At 45.0% G+C, this 18499-nt stretch carries 14 protein-coding genes; 9 read left to right on the top strand and 5 right to left on the bottom strand.

Features of this window, described 5'->3' with window-relative positions; all coding sequences use genetic code 11:
• The first annotated feature begins 195 nt into the window (after positions 1 to 195).
• Positions 196 to 894: a response regulator gene (locus VNM22_14135; GenBank protein ID HWP48299.1), complete on the top strand. Its 699-nt coding sequence runs from the start codon at positions 196 to 198 to the stop codon at positions 892 to 894.
• Positions 891 to 2681 carry an ATP-binding protein gene (locus VNM22_14130; protein ID HWP48298.1) on the top strand — a complete coding sequence of 597 codons (1791 nt, stop codon included), beginning with the start codon at positions 891 to 893 and terminating at the stop codon, positions 2679 to 2681. The genes VNM22_14135 and VNM22_14130 overlap by 4 nt, the downstream gene beginning before the upstream one ends.
• Here VNM22_14130 and VNM22_14125 read toward each other — a convergent pair whose 3' ends face one another.
• The 4 genes from VNM22_14125 to glnE all read right to left on the bottom strand — a co-directional run bounded on the left by VNM22_14125 (position 2682) and on the right by glnE (position 9682).
• The gene (locus tag VNM22_14125) at positions 2682 to 3881 is read right to left on the bottom strand and encodes a porin (GenBank protein ID HWP48297.1); all 1200 of its coding nucleotides are present in this window, start codon (positions 3879 to 3881) and stop codon (positions 2682 to 2684) included. It lies immediately after the preceding gene.
• 180 nt (positions 3882 to 4061) lie between these two features.
• Positions 4062 to 4928: an urease accessory protein UreD gene (locus VNM22_14120; GenBank protein ID HWP48296.1), complete on the bottom strand. Its 867-nt coding sequence runs from the start codon at positions 4926 to 4928 to the stop codon at positions 4062 to 4064.
• 135 nt (positions 4929 to 5063) lie between these two features.
• Positions 5064 to 5672: an urease accessory protein UreG gene (gene ureG / locus VNM22_14115; protein ID HWP48295.1), complete on the bottom strand. Its 609-nt coding sequence runs from the start codon at positions 5670 to 5672 to the stop codon at positions 5064 to 5066.
• Between the two features lie 611 nt (positions 5673 to 6283).
• Positions 6284 to 9682: a bifunctional [glutamate--ammonia ligase]-adenylyl-L-tyrosine phosphorylase/[glutamate--ammonia-ligase] adenylyltransferase gene (gene glnE / locus VNM22_14110; GenBank protein ID HWP48294.1), complete on the bottom strand. Its 3399-nt coding sequence runs from the start codon at positions 9680 to 9682 to the stop codon at positions 6284 to 6286.
• A 265-nt stretch (positions 9683 to 9947) separates the two neighbouring features.
• Between glnE and VNM22_14105 the strand changes: the two genes are divergently transcribed.
• The 7 genes from VNM22_14105 to VNM22_14075 all read left to right on the top strand — a co-directional run bounded on the left by VNM22_14105 (position 9948) and on the right by VNM22_14075 (position 17518).
• The gene (locus VNM22_14105; GenBank protein ID HWP48293.1) at positions 9948 to 11975 is read left to right on the top strand and encodes a ClcB-like voltage-gated chloride channel protein; all 2028 of its coding nucleotides are present in this window, start codon (positions 9948 to 9950) and stop codon (positions 11973 to 11975) included.
• 252 nt (positions 11976 to 12227) lie between these two features.
• On the top strand, positions 12228 to 12515 hold the full coding sequence (groES, locus tag VNM22_14100) for a co-chaperone GroES (protein ID HWP48292.1): 288 nt from the start codon (positions 12228 to 12230) through the stop codon (positions 12513 to 12515).
• Positions 12516 to 12636: 121 nt separating this feature from the next.
• Entirely contained in the window at positions 12637 to 14259 is a 1623-nt protein-coding gene (gene groL / locus VNM22_14095) for a chaperonin GroEL (protein HWP48291.1), read from the top strand.
• A gap of 306 nt (positions 14260 to 14565) precedes the next feature.
• Positions 14566 to 15579 carry a sigma-70 family RNA polymerase sigma factor gene (locus VNM22_14090; protein ID HWP48290.1) on the top strand — a complete coding sequence of 338 codons (1014 nt, stop codon included), beginning with the start codon at positions 14566 to 14568 and terminating at the stop codon, positions 15577 to 15579.
• 45 nt (positions 15580 to 15624) lie between these two features.
• Positions 15625 to 15861: a zf-HC2 domain-containing protein gene (locus VNM22_14085; GenBank protein ID HWP48289.1), complete on the top strand. Its 237-nt coding sequence runs from the start codon at positions 15625 to 15627 to the stop codon at positions 15859 to 15861.
• A 64-nt stretch (positions 15862 to 15925) separates the two neighbouring features.
• Positions 15926 to 17101 (top strand): hypothetical protein, encoded by a 1176-nt coding sequence (locus VNM22_14080; GenBank protein ID HWP48288.1) that lies wholly within the window; start codon positions 15926 to 15928, stop codon positions 17099 to 17101.
• A 33-nt stretch (positions 17102 to 17134) separates the two neighbouring features.
• Positions 17135 to 17518 (top strand): STAUR_1299 family protein, encoded by a 384-nt coding sequence (locus tag VNM22_14075; GenBank protein HWP48287.1) that lies wholly within the window; start codon positions 17135 to 17137, stop codon positions 17516 to 17518.
• Positions 17519 to 17609: 91 nt separating this feature from the next.
• On the opposite strand, the gene VNM22_14070 is transcribed toward VNM22_14075, so the two are convergent.
• A complete protein-coding gene (locus VNM22_14070; protein HWP48286.1) occupies positions 17610 to 18497 on the bottom strand; it encodes a hypothetical protein in 888 nt (295 codons plus the stop codon).
• Positions 18498 to 18499: the final 2 nt, after the last annotated feature.

The raw sequence follows: 18499 nt of genomic DNA, 5'->3' as shown, positions 1-18499 counted from the left end.
GGGATCTGGAACTACTTGAAACGGGTTGAGTTGAAGAATTTGAGTTGTCAACATCTTTGTCAGTTACGGTATGAACTTCGTAAGGCTAAGGAACGTTTACGACATAAAATTCATGTGATCCAAGGTTGTATTAAACAGCTTGGATTTTATTAGATATTTATGCAAAGATCAGTAAGAAAGATGGATTGGGAGGTTATGTTATCAAAAAAAATCTTAATTATCGATGATGAAAGCGACCTGATAGAATTAGTTGCCTATAATCTAAAAAAGGAAGGATTTAACGTTTACAGTGCGCAGAATGGGGTAGAAGCCCTCAAACTCATTCAGAAAGAACTTCCTTCCCTCATTATTTTAGATTTGATGCTACCCGGTATCCAGGGCTTTGAGATTTGCAAACGGTTAAAAAATAACTCCGCAACCTCAAAAATCCCTATTATTATGTTAACAGCTCGGGCAGAAGAGATGGACAAAGTCCTCGGCTTAGAGCTCGGGGCAGATGATTATATTACAAAACCTTTTAGCCCCCGAGAGCTGGTGGCTCGAGTTAAAGCGGTATTACGACGCATAGAGGCTGCAATCACCGAAACCCCTGTTATTCAAATTGGAGATCTCTCCATCGATACAGAGAAATATCAGGTTCTCTTTAAAGGACAGCCCCTTAACTTAAGCGCTACGGATTTTAAGTTATTAAAATTTCTTGCGATGAATCGAGGACGGGTTTATAGCCGAGATCAGTTGCTTCAAGCCGTTTGGGGAGACGAAGTATTTGTAGAACCTCGAACGGTCGATGTCCACATTACACGCTTGCGATCTCAAATTGAAGAAAATCCCGCGGCCCCTCGATATATTAAAACGGTTCGAGGCATCGGATATAAATTCGCAGAGCAGATTTGAGAAAACGAATTCGTTGGAAACTTTTGGGCAGCTACCTGCTGGTGATCCTCCTATGTACAGGGGTATTGGGGCTTTATCTCACCTTTACTTTAAAAAGCTTTTTTATCACCCAAATTGAACAACATCTCTTTTCTGAAGCTAACCTCCTCTTATCCTATCTCCCCGATCTTTCAGAGGACCCTTCTCTAGACGCGTTCGCTCGATCTTTAAAGCATCGGGTTGAAGCCAGAATTACCATCCTAAATTCAGAAGGTAAGGTACTTGGAGATTCCGATCAAGCATCGTCTTCCATGGAGAACCATCTTTTCAGGCCAGAAATCCAAGAAGCCCTTCAGAAGGGTAGAGGAACGGCTATCCGATTCAGTTCAACCCTTCATCAAAACCTGATTTACGTGGCCTTACCTATTAAAAAATCAAGTCGGGCTTTAGAAACTTCAGGAACTTCGGAAGCCCCAAAACTCATCGGATTTCTTCGGATGGCACTTCCTCTGACAGAAGTCGAACATAATCTGCGGGAAATACAAAACAAAATTATGCTGGGTTCTCTGATGGCTATGCTCCTTGCAGTCATATTAGGAATCTCTCTGGCCCGTTCCCTGGAAAGTAAAATTTTAAGCATTATAGCTTTTACCCAACGGATTGCCCGCGGAGAGCTGGAAGAGCGCATGAAGGTAACCTCCCAGGATGAATGGGGAACTTTAATCCAGAATTTGAACCAGATGGCCGAGAAATTAGGAGAAGAACTGAAAGCGGTCTTCGAAGAAAAAAAGGAAAAAGAAACCATTCTTGCAAGTCTGACCGATGGGGTTCTGGTCATTGATAAGCACGGTAAAATTATCTTAAGCAATCCTGTAATGGAAAAACTTTTTGGTCCGGATACTTCTAAGCTCCTGGAGGTCCTTCAAAGTCAAACCATCCAAAATCTCATTGGAGAGGTTCAAGAAAAAAAATCCAAAGTTTCCGATGAGCTTCAAATTTTATCTCCCCGAAAAACAGACCTTGCCGTGGAGGCAGTTCCTATTAAAGGAGAAGAGGAGAGTCCAGAGGGAACCATCCTGGTTTTTCGGGATGTCACGCGAATAAAACGATTGGAACAGATGCGGGTTGATTTTGTAGCCAATGTCTCCCATGAGCTGAGGACTCCACTAACTGCCATTAAAGGATTTGTCGAAACCTTATTGGATGGAGCCATAGACGATAAAGACCATGCCATCCGGTTTCTAAAAATCGTGGCCAGCCATAGTGATCGCTTGAGCCGATTATTAGATGACCTTCTAACCCTCTCCAACATCGAGCTGGGAAAGATAAAAATCGAGAGAAGTGCGGTGCCCGTGGAACAGGTGGTTCAGAGCGTGCTTCTCATGTTGCAACAGAAGGCCCTGGATAAAGGGATTCAACTTACCTTCGAGGCCTCCAAGGACCTTCCCCCTGTTTTGGCTGATCGAGATCGGTTGATCCAGATTCTGGTGAATCTGGTGGATAATGGAATTAAATACACGGAAAAAGGAGGAAGGGTAAGTATTGAAGCCCGGGTGAAAGAAGATCAACCCCATCGGATAGAAATAGCCATCAAAGATACTGGAATTGGAATTCCTGAAAGCGCCCTTCCGAGATTGGGAGAGCGCTTCTATCGAGTCGATAAGGCTAGGTCCCGGGCTGAAGGTGGAACCGGGTTAGGCCTGGCCATTGTTAAACACCTGGTAGAGGTTCATGAAGGGTCCATGCGGATTGAAAGCCAGGTCGGGAAGGGAACCACGGTTCGATTGGTGTTTCCCATTGCAATTTAACTAATAAATATATTGGGCCCTAAATTGAAAGGCAGATTCGGTATCGCGATTATCCTGAAACACCACAAAGTCGTAATTAAACATCAATCGTACACTCTTGTGAAAATAAAGATTAAGTCCTGGCGTAATTAAAGTCGCTGCATTATCACTTTTGTCGGTATCAGGATCTGTAAAATCAACTCGAAAGGCAGGCTCAATGGCCACCAATCGCTTGTTGGTGGTAAGAGGATAACGGTAAGCTGCTATTCCCGTTACACCAAAGAGATGAGCGGTATCATCTCCTCTCAAAAACCCACCGGTGGCCGGATCAAAGTTGTCTGCAAAGTCGACTTCCCCTATAAGCCAGATTCCGTTATTGGGATCGGGACGATATTGGAAATCAAACCCATAAGCCTGCACATTGGTAGAGTCAATTGCAAGGGGATCTCCATTGATGGTATTATTGGAAACACTCACGGCAAACTCTAATCCCTTCACAGGAATTACGTTTATTCGCCCATTAATCAATTTTCCGTTATTGGTATCCGGAACCACATTTCGACCCGCTCCATTTACCAGGGCCAGTTGATAGCCTATACCGGTATCTTTACCAAAGGCTTCCTTAAAATTTCCGAAAACCATGATTCCAATGTCTCGTTCGCTAAATTTTAGATCTTCCAGGCTATTATCCAGGGCTTTCTGACTAACCCCCCGAATTCGAATCCCTCTTTCGATCATGGGAAATACACTGGAAGAGAGAAGCTGAATTCGGCTAAAAGGTTTCTTGAATTGACCAAATCTTAATTCAAATTTGGGATCAAATCCCAGATCTAGATAAGCATCTCGCAAGATAGCAGTAGAAGCCGCCGCATCTATTTGGAGGCGTCCGATGATCCAGTCTGTAAAATTAGCCCGCAATCCAAGCCTGGCTCGACGAATCTCAAAAGAATCCTGCACAACTCCCTCATTCTTATCGGGTGTGGCAGGATCATCTTTTTTATCTACCGAACTGGTTGAAAACTGTAATTGAAAATACCCGTCGAAAGTAATCTTGTTTGCAGCTGCTGAAAAAACATTTGGTTTCGCCTCCTCTTTTTTTTCCTCCTTTTTCTCCTGCTTTTTGTCTTCCGCTGCAAATACAGAATCCGATAAAACTAAACCGGTTATGAGAATCAATAAGATCTTGAATTTTTCAATGGATTGCTTCTTTCTATGAATCATGCCTGTATCCTCCTTTTAGTTTTTAAAGTTCTAACTTCAAGTACGGGCGTACGGCCGTACGCCCCTACGTCCTTAATGGAAAGAAAACTCCCTCTTACAGAATTCAGCTTAAAAATACGGTAAAATGATTACAGTTCTATTACTCCGCAGTTAAAGTTTTGTTAAAGGATATTTCCTGAATCAGGCGGGATATAGATGATCTCGGACACGGTGGGAAAATTCATCTAATAAAACAGAGGAATGGGATAAAACCTTGACCAGGATTCCGCCATAGTGGGTAGTCGTTGCAGAACCCAGGAGGAGGGATTGGGGACCTTCGGTTTGGTTTTCTTTCTGAAAGGAAGGGGTTGAGAGACGTTGAAGTTCCTGGAGAAGATAGGTTAAGAAGTTCCGGGGTTTTTCCGAACTCCGCAGGATTTTTTTATAATGAAAGTAAGCCGTATACAGATACTCAAATCCCTCCAGACAACCCGGTTCCAGGAGGTTTTCTTTTTCAGGTTGGAGATCCAACGTATCCAGAAACACCAGGGTATTTTCCTCGCGTATTTCGGTACGACTGTAATATCTTTGAAACGAGAATTTTTCCCCTCTGAAGAGCCGACCCGGCGTAAGAATTTCAGACATAGAAAACTGACTGGTGACATCCAGGTGAACGTGAAGCGTCTGGCGAAAGGAAGATCCTCCAAAGGGGATGACTTTGTCGGGATGATAAGCCAGCTCAGACCCTTCCTCGATTTCAAAGGTTATTTGCTGAACACTCTCTTCTCCCTTTATCATTCGATAGATCTTGGTAGCAGATTGGGTTGTGAGATAAACCCGAGCGCCTTTTCTGAGGGAGATGTGAATATGGAAAGTGTCCCCACCTACAATTCCTCCGGTAGGATTAATCAAAGGAAGATAGACTAAATCCGGTTCGCGGAAGGGATAAGGACGTAAAATTTGTAACGGAAGTTTTGAATAAGAACGGACTAAAACGGTCTTTCCGTTATGCTTTTCAAATTCTAATCGTAATATCCCGGCCCTCCCAGGCCTGTAGTAAGCCTCCATGAAAGGTATGACCTCTCCTTCCCTCCCTTTTCTGGGGTAAGTTTTTTGGACCTGTCTCCTCCAGCGCCCCTTCCTGGGTCGGCAGGGGGCCTTTCCTCCCTGTTAAGGAATAGGAATGGAGATTAAATTACGGTATCAGGCCTCAAAAAGCAGTTCTCGCTGAATCCATCGGATTACATCCTGGACTCCTTCGCCGGTTTTTAAATTGGTAAAGATAAAAGGTTTTCCATTTCTCATCTTCAAAGAATCTCTCCGCATGACCTCAAGATTGGCTCCTACATAAGGAGCTAGGTCGATTTTATTGATTATCAGGAGATGAGAACGGGTAATTCCGGGACCCCCTTTTCGAGGTATTTTATCTCCTTCAGAAACATCAATCACGTAGATCCAGGCATCTACCAACTCGGGACTGAAAGAGGCGGCCAGGTTATCTCCTCCACTTTCTACAAAAATAATTTGAAGTTGGGGAATTCGGGTTATTAACTCTTCAATAGCTTCCAGGTTAATGGAAGCATCCTCCCGGATAGCCGTATGGGGACATCCACCTGTCTCAACACCGATAATCCGGTCCGGAGGTAAAGCCCCACTTCGAATCAAAAATTCTGCATCCTCCTTGGTATAGATATCATTGGTTACTACCCCTAACTGATAAGTATCTCGCATCCTTTTACAAAGGGTATCAATTAAAGCGGTTTTACCTGACCCTACTGGGCCACCAACGCCGATTTTCAATACTGCTGTCATAGGAATCCTTGACGCTCCTTTTACTTTTGCAGTTTTTAACCATAAATCCATGAAGGATCCTGAAAAATGGGGAAGTAGGAGCATGGTAGGAGAATTCACACCGATACGCCTCTACCCCTCAGACTTCTACCTTCTTCATGGATAAATAAAATCGATAGTTTACCATAAAGAGAAGATGAGAAATCTTCTTCCTTTGTCAGGGCTTTCTGGGGCAGGTTTTTTGGATCTAGCCTCTCTGACTCCCTTTCCCTCCTAAGGAAGGAAAGAGTTGAGACCCAGGTAATTCCAAAGTTCCCCCTTCCCAACTAAAAAACTACCCTTGAAGGCTTTGTCAAGGGGGATACCTGGAACTTTAACAAACTATATTACTTTGTAAAGCCAGTTCCGTGTGATTCTCCCTCATCCCCAGCCCCTCTCCCCCTCCCTCACCCTCCTCCCCTCTTCCCCCACTCGCGGGGGAATTCCCTCCGTGGACGGGGGGAAAGGGTGGGGGCGGAGAGGGGAACCGGCAAATCTCCAGGTCAACTCCCCAAGTGCCCCCTCTCCCGAGGCTTCGGGAGAGGGGGTTAGGGGAGGGCAGAAGAGCTGTCCAAATTTAACTTTACAACGTACTATGAACTCCAGAAAATCTTCTTATACAATTCCCTTACTGCGGTAGTATGTTTTTCATAATCCTTCAGGAAAGTTTCACCGGCCTGATCTCCCATATAACCCATGCGTTTTGCCAGTTTAAGCCTGTCTTCGGGTGAAGTTGGAAGAACTTTAATGGGAAGTTCCTGAACAATTCCCAAGCGGTTTTCCACCGTTCGCAGGAAGACATAAGATTCTTTAAGCTGTTTGTAATCTGCCTCGGGAAGAAATCCCTCTCGATAAAGACTTTCTAAGGCCGGTAAGGTACCGGCCTGACGGACAGAAGGATTTTGAGGTCCATATTGGAGTTGCAGGAACTGAACCATAAATTCGATATCTACGATACCGCCACTCCCCAGCTTGACATGATGACTTCGTTCCAAAATCTCCCAGGCTATTTTAGCCTCCATCTTTTTCTTCATCTCCCGAATTTCCACTTGAAGAGGTGTTTTCCTGTAGACATCAACATCCTTTCGGTAAATATAGCCATGGGCCATTCGGATAAATGAATGACCGAGGTTTTCACTTCCGGCAATAAATCGGACTTTAATCAGGGCCTGACGTTCCCAGGTTTCTGCCCGGGTTTGGTAGTATTCACGATAATTTTCAAAGGGAATGGCCAGAGGTCCTTTCCGACCCTCAGGGCGAAGACGCGGGTCCAGTTTGAAAGCAACAGGATCCACGCCGGGTTCCCCGAGAATTTTATTTAAAAACTCAATGAGCTTTAAAAAATAAAGATAATTTTCGATCTGGATGGGAGGTTCGGAGATCTTCTCGGGTAGATCCAGGCTCTGTCCCACGCCAGTGGTCATCCCATTTTTATCGTACACATACAACACATCCAAATCTGACGTATAGTTCAACTCCTGCCCCCCCAATTTCCCCAGTCCCATAATGGCGAATGCGCATTCTTTTCCATCAGCCTGGGGAATTCCATACCGACCCTGGAGTTCTCTCTGGGCTATTTCATAGGCGACCTGCACACAGACATCTGCTAAATCCGAAAGGGCCTTCAAAGTTGTCGGAAAGTCAGCCTTACCCAAGATATCCCTCAATCCGATCCGAAGAGTCTCCGCTTGCTTGAACTGCCGTAGTTTACTTATTCGAGAAGGCAAATCGGTAGGAACGGAACCTGGACCGGCTTCCGGTGTAGGGGGAGATTTCAAACCGACGGCTATCTGAAGTTCCTGATACATCTGCTCCCGGGATCTGGCCTGTTCTATAACCTCCGGGTTGAGAAGTACATCCAACATATCCGGATATCGGATGAGAATTTCCGAGAGAAAATCGCTATGACCGAAAAGCCGAAGGAGCAGTTCAATGACCTTGGGATTATTGGCAAGAAGTGCATAAAGGGTGGTTCTGGCACCGGCTACAGAAACAAACTTCTCCAGATGGTTAAGGGCCTGGTCGGGATCGGGGGACTGGCCGGCATATTCAAGAATAAAAGGCATGATAGTAGCCAGAAGTCCCCGGGTTTTGGCTGAATAGTGAACAAACACAGGGCCGTCTCTCAAAAGGAGAATGATGTGATAGGCCCTGGGAATATCTCGAAATCCATACTTTTGTAAAATTTGATAGGCCTGCTCCTTGGGAAAATCCTGATTTCGGATCATGGCCACTTCGGGAGTCATTTGACTGGAAAGTCCGATACCCGAGGCGGAACGATCTAAGGAACCCTCAAACAAACTCTGAAAGATTCTGTTGACCCGGAAGGTATGAAGTCGATAATCGTGCATGAACTGCTCGGTGGCTGTGGAAGTTCGTTCCCCAGGGATAGGACGATAGCCCAGCCTTCGGGCACATAATTCCAGTTTTTCAGGATCAGTGGGAAGGGTATGGGTTTGGAATTCATGAACAATCTGAAGCTTATGCTCTACATCTCGTAAAAAGAGATAGGCATCCCGCAGGTGAGTATAATCCTCCTGGGACAGGAGATTGTATTGGCGAAGCTTTTCAAGAGCCAGCAGGGTATTTCTCTCCTGGATTTGTGGAATTTTGCCTCCATATAGCAATTGTAAAACCTGGATACTGAATTCTATCTCCCGAATCCCTCCAAAACCTAATTTGACATGGAGGTTTTTTTCGCCACTGATAAATACCTTTCGATCGATCCGGTCCTTGAGTGCTTTGATTTCGTTAATAGCTCCGTAGTCCATATATTTTCGATAAACAAAGGGTCGTATCATCTTCAAAAAAGCTTCCCCCAGTTCCATATCCCCAGCTACAGGGCGCGCTTTGATTAAAGCCAGCCGTTCCCAGGTCTCCCCCCACGATTCATAGTAAATCTCATAGCTGCGTAAAGAGTAAGCAATATTACCACTCTTACCTTCCGGCCGTAATCTTAAATCCACCCGGTACACATATCCCTCCGGGGTTACATCGGAGAGGGCCGAAGTAATTTCGGTGGAAAGCTTTCTGAAATACTCAGGATTGCTGAGGGAGTGTTTTTGCTTTCCTTCCCTGGAACCGGAGGTCTCTCCCGGATCTGCAGAGTATAAATACATCAGATCGATATCCGAGCTAAAATTAAGCCCCCTTCCACCTAACTTGCCCATCCCCAATACAGTAAACTTACACTCTCGCCATCCTCCTTGAGGATCTGGATAGTAAGGGGTTCCGTATTTTTCCTTTAACTCTGCATCGCAGATTTCATAAGCTCCCTGGATAAGAACATCTGCCAAATCTGAGAGCTCTTCGGTAATTTCTTTAACCCCTCCATATCGGAGAATATCCCGAACCCCGATCCGTAAAATTTCCCTTTTTTTAAAAATACGAAGGAGAGCCAGCTTTTCCTTCTTGGATAAAGGTGAGGGAGCTCCATCTCCACTCAGAAACGCAGTCAGTTCCTGGTAGAGAAGTTCCTTACTTTTGGGAAACCGAAGCTTATCCAAATCCGCCAGCCAACTCAGGTAGTGGGGATTCCGAATCAAAATATCGGAGAGATAGGGACTGGTACCAAAAAGATTCATGAGGACTTGCAGAACCATTGGATTTTCCTCTATTTTAGATAGGAAGTCACCGGGTCTGGGGATGGCCTCGAGATATCTTTCCAGGTTATTAAGGGCACTATCCGGATCAGGGGCCTGGTGAGCAGCTTCCAGCAGCTTTTCCAAAAAAAAATCAGGTAGGGAGTTTAGGGCCGAGTCTGGAGTTGAACCCTTGGTTGAATTGACCCCCACTGAAACGCCTGAGGTTTTCAACGTGGAAACAGATTTAAAATTCCCCTTGACCCTTTCGAGGATATGGTTGAGATTTTGAGAGGCTTTTCGGGAATCCTTAAAGGGATACTTGAGTAAAAGATCTGATAATTCCTGAAGAAGATAATTTTTAAAATCCGACATGGAAATAATGTAACCATAAGCCTGTAAAACCGTCAAGATAAATAGAGGTCCAGATCAAGAGAAAAAGAAATTGACCGAAATCTAAAATCCTTCACCGCATTCCCTTTCCTGAAGCCCCAGGGGAGGGGATGAGGTGGCAAGACACCCACGCCCCCCGACCGGTCCTTATCTTGATGCCTATAGGAAGGAGGGGATAAGGTAGAAAGAGTACGAGGCACGTTGAAAGTGCAGGGTACTCCTTGTACCTATCTATTCTATCAGTAGGATGTCTTGATTTTATTTTATTGAAGAAGCCATAGTTATGCGAGTCTTTCTGAGAGAACCCAGGCAAATCCGACCGGATGAAACGACCCTTTTATTTCTCTATGCAGGCATCGTAGGGATACTGGGAGGCTTTGGAGCTATTATTTTTAAGTATCTGACGGCTATCGTTCAAAGACTCTTTCTAGGCTCTTGGGAAAATCTGCTGGATGCGGCCCTTCAACTTCCCTGGTATTACCGGATTTTAGTTCCCACGGCAGGGGGAACCCTGGCCAGCTTTATTCTCTATTCCCTGGCCAAAAAAACTAAATCCTACGGAATTTCTGACATCATGGAGGCAGTCTCTTTAAGGGGGGGAGAGATCGAAGTTCGTTCGGTCCTTTTCAGATCCCTTTCGTCGTTGATGATCATTGGTTCAGGCGGATCGGTTGGCCGAGAGGGACCTATCGTACAAATCGGGGCCATGCTTGCTTCCCAATTCGGGCAATTACTCCGCATATCCAGAATCAAGCTGAGCATCCTGGTGGGATGTGGGGTTGCCTCGGGTATGGCAGCGGCTTATAATACCCCCATCGCTGCCGCCATTTTCGTTCTAGAGATTATCATGGGAAACTTTGCTACCGATATTTTTGCCCCTGTGGTGATCTCTTCGGTTGCTGCAACCCTTGTATCCCGGGGAGTCATGGGCAATCAACCGACCTACCGTATCCCACCCTTTTCCATGGTCAGCCATTTCGAGCTCATTTTTTATGTCTTTCTGGGAATCCTGGCTGGATTTGCAGCCTATTTGTTTATTGAGGCCCTCTTTAAAGGAGAAGAAATTTTCAAAAAAATTAAAATTCCTGCTTATTTTAAGATTCCTTTGGGAGGATTCCTCGTAGGAATCCTCGGATTAAGTTTTCCCCACGTCTGGGGTAATGGTTATGAAGTCGCAAGCCGAATTTTAAATCAGCAGCTTCCCGGACCCCTGGTACTGATCCTCTTTTTCTTAAAAATTATTGCCACGGCCATCACTGTCGGCTCCGGCGGTTCTGGAGGAGTCTTTACTCCCAGCCTCTTCGTGGGAGCCGCCCTCGGAGGGGCAGTAGGAAATGCGGTTAACTATTTCTTTCCTCTCTTGACGGCCCCCTCAGGGGCTTATGCCCTGGTAGGTATGGGATGTCTGCTGGCCGGAACAACCCATGCCCCTATCATGGCCATTCTGATCATTTTTGAGCTGACACTGGATTACGGAATTATCCTTCCCTTAATGCTCTCCTGCATCCTCAGCAGTTATGTGGCCAGCAAGATCAAACCAGAGTCTATCTATACCGAAAGACTTAAACAACGCGGAATTCAACTCAGCCGTGGGATGGAAGAGATGGTCCTCTATTCGATGCGGGTTCAGGATATTTTAAAAACAGGCGTTTCGCTTCTCCCGGAAAATCTCCGTTTCGATGAAATCCTAAAACGATTTTATGCCTCCCGAAGTGACTATCTGTACGTAGGAGACCAGCGAGGAAATCTCTTAGGGGTCATCAACCTGCACGATATCAAGGAGTTCCTCTCTGAGAAAGACCTTGAAACCCTTGTTATAGCCAAAGACCTTGCCACTCCGGTCTCGGTGGCCTACCCTATGGACCGACTTGCAGACGTTTTAGAGAAGTTCTGGCTTCAAGATCTGGAAGAGTTGCCCGTAGTTAGAAGCAAAGATTCTTTACAGTTTCTCGGTATTGTAACCCGCCGGGATGTCCTAAGTACCCTGGATCGGGAAGCCCTTCGAAGGAAAATGCTCCTGTCCCGATTTGTGACCAGGTCTGAAGATAAACTTTTAACCGATCGTCTGGAGCTACCGGAAGGATTCCGAATCGATAAAATTGTAGTACCTCCTGAACTGGTCGGTAGGACCATTGGGGAAACTAATCTCCGAACTCAATACCACCTCAATGTTTTAGCGGTGATCAGTCCCGGGCGAAATGGAAAGGAACAGCGACACTTCCCAGACCCCAACCGAAAACTGGAAGAAGGAGATATCCTGGTCGTATTGGGGCGTGAAGATGACATACGTCAACTCTATACCCAGGATTAATCCCAGTTAAAAATAAACAAAGTTTTTTTACTCTATTTTTTACAAAAGGGAAGGGGGATAACCCTTAGGAGGGAATTTAACTTTCTAAAGTTATTAGAAAAAGACTTGATAAATTCGGACTAAGATTTTATAATAAAAGTGAATCTCATCTAAAACCTTCAACCGTCCTGGGTATACCTGAGAGTTTACCTTAAAGTCAGAGAATTTTCTAAAAATCCATGGTCAAACTGCACCTGAAAGGAGGTAGTAACGATGAAAATTACTCCACTTCATGATCGAATCGTCGTTAAAAGAATAGAAGAACCCGAAGTTCGGAAAGGAGGGATCATCATCCCAGATACCGCCAAGGAGAAACCTCAACAGGGTGAAGTTATTGCGGTTGGAAAGGGGAAGTGGTTAGAAAACGGTAAACAATTGCCCCTGGAAGTTCAGGTTGGTCAGAAAGTTCTCTTCGGCAAATATGCGGGAACTGAAGTTAAACTCGATGAGGAAGAGTATCTCATCCTACGAGAAGATGATGTCTTAGCCATTCTAGAATAGCCGTCCCGAGAAGGATCCAGTACCTATTTATAGACTATCAGAGTAGAAATTTTTCCTTTTTGTTCAAGGTAGAAGGTAGTCTATAAATAAGTACATCAACAAGAAGGAGGTTATAGCAGTTATGCCAGCTAAACAACTTCTTTTTGGGCAAGAAGCAAGGGATGCAGCCCTGAGAGGGGTTAATATTCTGGCAAATGCAGTAAAAATTACTTTAGGACCCAGAGGACGTAACGTAGTTTTAGATAAAAAATTTGGTTCTCCTACCAGTACCAAGGATGGGGTCACAGTAGCCAAAGAGATCGAACTGGAGGAGCCCTATGAGAACATGGGAGCCCAGTTGGTCAAAGAAGTGGCCAGTAAAACCAGTGATGTGGCTGGAGATGGAACAACCACAGCAACCATTTTGGCCCAGGCCATATTCAGAGAAGGATGTCGGAATATTGCCGCCGGAGCGAACCCCATGGATTTAAAACGAGGGATCGAGAAGGCGGTGGAAGTTGTAGTCGAAGAGCTGAAAAAACTGAGCAAACCGGTGGCCGGAAAGAAAGAAATTGAACAGGTAGGCGCTATTTCGGCTAATGGTGATACTTCCATCGGTAAGATCATTGCCGAAGCCATGGATAAGGTTGGAAAAGACGGAGTTATCACGGTAGAAGAAGCCAAATCCATGGAGACCACCCTGGAATTCGTAGAAGGAATGCAGTTTGACCGGGGTTATTTGTCCCCTTATTTTGTGACGGATCCTGAACGGATGGAGGCTGTTTTAGAGGAGCCTTATATCTTGATCCATGAGAAGAAAATCTCCTCGACCAAAGACATGTTATCCCTGCTTGAGCAGGTTGCCAGATCGGGTAAACCCTTGCTTGTTATCGCAGAAGATGTCGAAGGAGAAGCCCTGGCCACCCTGGTCGTCAATAAACTAAGAGGAACTTTAAAATGTGCGGCGGTTAAAGCCCCGGCCTTCGGTGATAGGCGAAAAGCCATGTTAGAAGATATTGCCATTCTGACCGGAGGTCAGCTCATTGCCGAGGAATTGGGAATCAAGCTTGAGAATGTAACCCTGAACGATCTGGGAAAGGCCAAGAAAGTAGTCATTGATAAAGAAAATACAACCATTGTAGAGGGAGCCGGATCCAGAGATAAAATCCAGGGTCGAATTAAACAGATCAAGATGCAGATTGAAGAGACCACCTCGGATTATGATCGGGAGAAGCTTCAGGAACGGTTGGCTAAATTAGCCGGTGGGGTTGCAGTCATAAAAGTAGGGGCAGCAACCGAAACGGAGATGAAGGAAAAGAAAGCCCGGGTGGAAGACGCTATGCACGCCACAAAGGCCGCTGCTGAAGAAGGAATCGTTCCAGGTGGAGGAGTGGCTTATCTAAGATGTCTACCGGCCCTTGAAAAATTGAAATTAGAAGGGGATCAGCAAGTTGGTGTGAATATTGTAAAGCGGGCCCTTGAGGAGCCTTTACGCCAGATTGCCAATAATGCCGGATGGGAAGGCTCGGTGGTGGTTGAGAGGGTCAAAGAGATGAAAACCAATGAAGGCTTCAATGCGGCTACCGAGGAGTTTGAAGACCTGGTTGCGGCAGGAATTATTGATCCAACCAAAGTAGCCCGGGTTGCTCTCCAAAATGCCGCGAGTGTCGCAGCCCTTATGCTGACTACCGAAGCCCTGATTACCGAGGTTCCTGAGAAGAAGGAAAAGTCTAAGATGCCTACCCCACCCCCGGATTTTGACTAAAGGAAGCCTGTAAAGGCACTACAAAGGTATAGGATATCCAATAACAGTTGATCCGAATCCGATTCAACGGGTAAATTTCCTGGCCCATGTTAAGAAAGGGGAGAGAAGGTAGCTTTTCCGAATCAACCTTCTGAAAACCCCTACCCCGTGCGCTCTGGATCCTTTAACCTGACCCAAACAGGTTGAAGACCAGAGCCCACAAATACAACCCAAAGTCAAGAAAAAAACCCTGAAAGGAAGGCAGTTTCCCTCCAAATCCAGTATCCCCTTCTCATCCTGTTGGATTGAGTGTCGGAGGTGAGTCTGTTGCGACACGAAGTTTTCTACAAGAATCTGGAGCCGGCGTTTTCGATTAAGAACTATCTGGAAAGACAGATTAAAAGAATAGAACGGCGAACCTTAAAGTTCCCGGAAGATCAAGTATTTCTACATGTAACCCTGGAGAAACACCCAAGAAAAGAGGAGTATGCAGCTCTTTTCACCCTTTCCCTTCCCAAACGACAACTCCATGCCGAGGAGCAAGGTAAGAACCTTCGGCATGTTTTGAAAGAAGTCTGTGGAGAGCTCCTCAAGCAACTGGAAGATGTTAAAAGTAAGCTCCGAATGGAAGATGCCTATAAGCGAAAGCGGGCTAAATTCCAAGTTCAAGAACTTGTTTCGGGAATGGCTCCTTATGAAAAGACCTATGAAGCTAAGGCACTTACCGACCTGATCCTTCCTCAACTTAAGAAACTCTATAATTTTGTCCGAAGGGAGATCATCTACCATCAACTCATAGAAGATATAGAACCCTATGATCTGACGATTACCGACGTAGTAGATGAGACTGTTCTGTTTGCAGTAAGAAACTTTGATCAGAAGCCGGATTCCTTTCCCCTGGATCGCTGGTTATATCGGATTGCCCTGGATATTTTGGAACGGGAAGTTGAGAAAATTAAAGCAGAGCGAGAGGCCAGAGTTCCTGTTGAAACCGAAATTCCAGAACCGGAGCCTACAGAGGCCGTCTCTACCCTGGGAAGTGAAATACTGGATTTCTGGCAACCGGATGAAACTCTAAAACTGGAAGATCTCGTACCGGATGATAAGATGCCGACTCCTGAAGAGATCGTAACCCGTCAAGAAATTCAAAAATATATTCATCAAACCTTGAGTCAACTCCCCAAAGGCTGGCGGGAATCTTTTATACTTTACAGCGTGGAAGGCTTCAGCCTGGAAGAAGTGGCCTGGGTGAGGAGAAAATCCGTTGATGAGGTACGAAAAGAAATTCAATCTGCACGGGAATTCTTACAAGCAAAGTTGGAAGAAACAGAACTCGTGTAAGGCTTCTTTTCTTAGAAGAATCCGATACGGAGGTGAAGGAAGTTTATGGAATGTCAGTTGGTGATAAATTACCTCTCAGAATATATGGATAAGGGACTCCACCCCGACCTGCTTCAAGATATTGCCGAACATATTAAAGAGTGCCCAAATTGTGAAGAGCGTCTGACCCTTTTAAATCTGGCGGAAGAGTTCTTTACAACTTTAGAAGAAGTAGACCTTCCGGAAGGTTATTCAGAGCGGGTGGAAAAATTGATTCAGCAAGCTTTAGAAAATCGAGAATAACAAAGAAATCTGATTTCTTTAACGGACTATCCCAGGATACCAACAAGGAGGTAAGGAGAAGTTGATGATTTCTTCGGCAGATATAGAGAAACTTTTAAATTTTAAGGGAGAAACCTATAAGACCTGTAGCTTTTATCTGAATGTAGATGGAAGTAAATATACCCCCCGGGATTATGAAACAATCACTAAAAATTTAATTAAAGAACGGCGGCTGGAGCTGGAAGCAGAACACCTACCCCATGGGGTCATGAAATCCCTGGAAGAAGATTTTGAAAAAATCGAGCGTTTTGTAGGAGAAGAGTTTAAACGAAATAATACCAGAGGTCTGGCTATTTTCTCCTGTAGTGGAAAGGATTTCTGGCAAGTATATCGGCTTCCCCGACCTGTTAAGAATGTTCTCGTGGTTGGAAATGATCCCTACATACGCCCTCTAACCGTTCTCCTGGATGAATATCATCGCTATTGTTTAGTCCTGGTCAGTCGCGATAAAGCCAGAATCTTTGAGGTGTATTTAGGCGAAATTCTAGAGCATTTTAAAGTCTTTGATGAGGAGGTTCCGGGAAAAGTTCGGATAGCCGGGTGGTACGGTCTGGAAGAAAAACGCATCGAGCGTCATATTGAATACCATGTTTATCGGCATCTTAAACAGGTTGCCGATCGGGTCTTTGATTTCTTCAAAGAGAAGCGCTTCGACTATCTTGTTATTGGAGGACGAAGCGATATCCTCCCGGAATTTGAAAGATGTTTACATAGCTTCCTCATAAAAAGATTGGTCGCCCGGCTGGATCTGGATGTGGAAACCCCCATCCAGGAAATTAAGACTCAAATCCTTCAGATCGAAAGAGATGTGGAACAGAAGCAGGAAGTGCAACTGGTAACCCGACTTATGGAAGAAGTGGCTACGGGAGGCTTTGGGGTCTCCGGGTTACACGATACCTTAAAAGCCCTTTATGTAGGAAATATCCATACCCTGTTGGTAGAGGAAGATTTTTCGGCTCCCGGCTTAGAGTGCCGGAATTGTGGACTTTTAACCACGGTGGAAGAAAAATCCTGCCCGATTTGTCAAGGACCCCTTGAAGAGGTCCCCGATGTGGTAGATGAAGCTATTGAAGAAGTCTACCGCCAACGGGGAGAAGTGGAACATATCCCAAATAATCCTATTTTAAAACAACTGGGAAGGATCGGAGCTTTACTCCGCTTTAAAATGCCGGCTTCCCTTCGAGCTTTACCACCGGCTTGACGAGGAGAAATCTTACTTGAGGAGGTTCCAACTGTGGCCGATTTTCGTGAGCTTTTATTCTCAAAAGCCTTTAAAATCATACCGGGTATCGCTTACAACCAAACTTTGGAAGAATTATCTAAAACCCAGGAAGAGTCCGGGGATAAAGTTCTTTTTTATGAAGTTGTTTTGCCCGTGGATAAATCCTGGGAGTATTTGCGTGATAAAATCTATCCGACTCTGGTCCGATACTTAAAAAATAAATCCATCGATCCAGAAACCTGTAAAGGGGTTATTATTGCGTTATTTTTTAAGGATCTGTGCTACCTTATAGAAGGCCGCGAGTTTATGAAAGTATTTTGTGAAATGGAAGATCTTAATAGTGCGGCCTTGCACTTTAGAATTCTTAGATGGCTTTCAGAGGGAAACTCCGATTAGTAGGTTAAACGTCCCGTTTGATTTTGAAAAGAATTAAAAATCCTTGATCCCAAGGATTCCCCTCCCTTTTTATCCTACCTGACAAAGTTCTTTAGTCTTTTTCAATGCGTTCCCGTACCACAGGCTCAAAGGCATTATATGCCAGCGTAAATCCCAAGGCCAAAATGGCTGCACATAGCCCAAGGCCTACATCAATATAAGGCGGAGCGGTTAAGGCCAGCCGAATCACCACCGTAACTAAAGCAAAACCGGAATTGCGAAAGACGACCTTATAGGTCGAACTATACCGTAGCGAAATCAATACAATCAATACGTCACTAAAGATAAGGAGAGTATAAAAGGTATCGAAAAAACTGTTGATAGATCCTTGAACCAGGTAACTCCGAAGATGATTTACTCCAATCATTACAAAAAGGGTTAATAAGAGTAGAGACACTAACTTCTTAGCTGCCGTAAATCTAAACTGCTCCAGGGTATCCTTGGTGATGGGACGATGCTGTTGCACATGATAGTAGAACCCCAGGGCAACAAAGATAAGTAATGCACCGCTCGCATCGGCAAGAATATGAAGTACAGGACTGGAGACCTGGGTCCAGGTGATAGGTTCGTCGAAGTATATAAACTCTTTGAAAGGTTTACGTAAAAGAATCAAAGAGAGCACCTGAAATTGCTTACCCAGAGAGTCAGCCACGGAATGAGCAAGTGCAAAGACCAACCCAATGGCTTCCAGGAACAGAAGTAAGGTAAAGGCCAAACCTACTGCGTAGAAATGGTTGCGGGGGACCCACTCGCTGAGAGTTTCTGGAAGTACTCCCTTTCGATTCAGTTCAATAACGATTAATCCAATTACAAAGGCAAGAACCAGTAAATCGGTGACTATCCGCTGGGTATAGATGCTTTCCCAGATTTTTTCTAACTTATCGAAAAGCCTGTCTATCAGACTGTAGAGTCGGTCCATAAAAGTAAGTTGCTTTCCCATGA

The sequence above is a fragment of the Candidatus Limnocylindrales bacterium genome (assembly GCA_035559535.1).
Classification (GTDB): Bacteria; Moduliflexota; Moduliflexia; order Moduliflexales; family JAUQPW01; genus JAUQPW01.
The sequence above is the reverse complement of the archived record's forward strand: the minus strand, read 5'-3'. Positions and strand labels throughout refer to the sequence as shown.

Coding starts and splice junctions, on each gene's coding strand:
- groES (HWP48292.1), top strand. CDS start 12,228: ATGAAAATTACTCCACTTCATGATCGAATCGTCGTTAAAAGAATAGAA.
- groL (HWP48291.1), top strand. CDS start 12,637: ATGCCAGCTAAACAACTTCTTTTTGGGCAAGAAGCAAGGGATGCAGCC.
- ureG (HWP48295.1), bottom strand. CDS start 5,672: ATGACAGCAGTATTGAAAATCGGCGTTGGTGGCCCAGTAGGGTCAGGT.
- VNM22_14135 (HWP48299.1), top strand. CDS start 196: ATGTTATCAAAAAAAATCTTAATTATCGATGATGAAAGCGACCTGATA.
- VNM22_14105 (HWP48293.1), top strand. CDS start 9,948: ATGCGAGTCTTTCTGAGAGAACCCAGGCAAATCCGACCGGATGAAACG.
- VNM22_14120 (HWP48296.1), bottom strand. CDS start 4,928: ATGGAGGCTTACTACAGGCCTGGGAGGGCCGGGATATTACGATTAGAA.
- VNM22_14070 (HWP48286.1), bottom strand. CDS start 18,497: ATGGGAAAGCAACTTACTTTTATGGACCGACTCTACAGTCTGATAGAC.
- VNM22_14125 (HWP48297.1), bottom strand. CDS start 3,881: ATGATTCATAGAAAGAAGCAATCCATTGAAAAATTCAAGATCTTATTG.
- VNM22_14085 (HWP48289.1), top strand. CDS start 15,625: ATGGAATGTCAGTTGGTGATAAATTACCTCTCAGAATATATGGATAAG.
- VNM22_14080 (HWP48288.1), top strand. CDS start 15,926: ATGATTTCTTCGGCAGATATAGAGAAACTTTTAAATTTTAAGGGAGAA.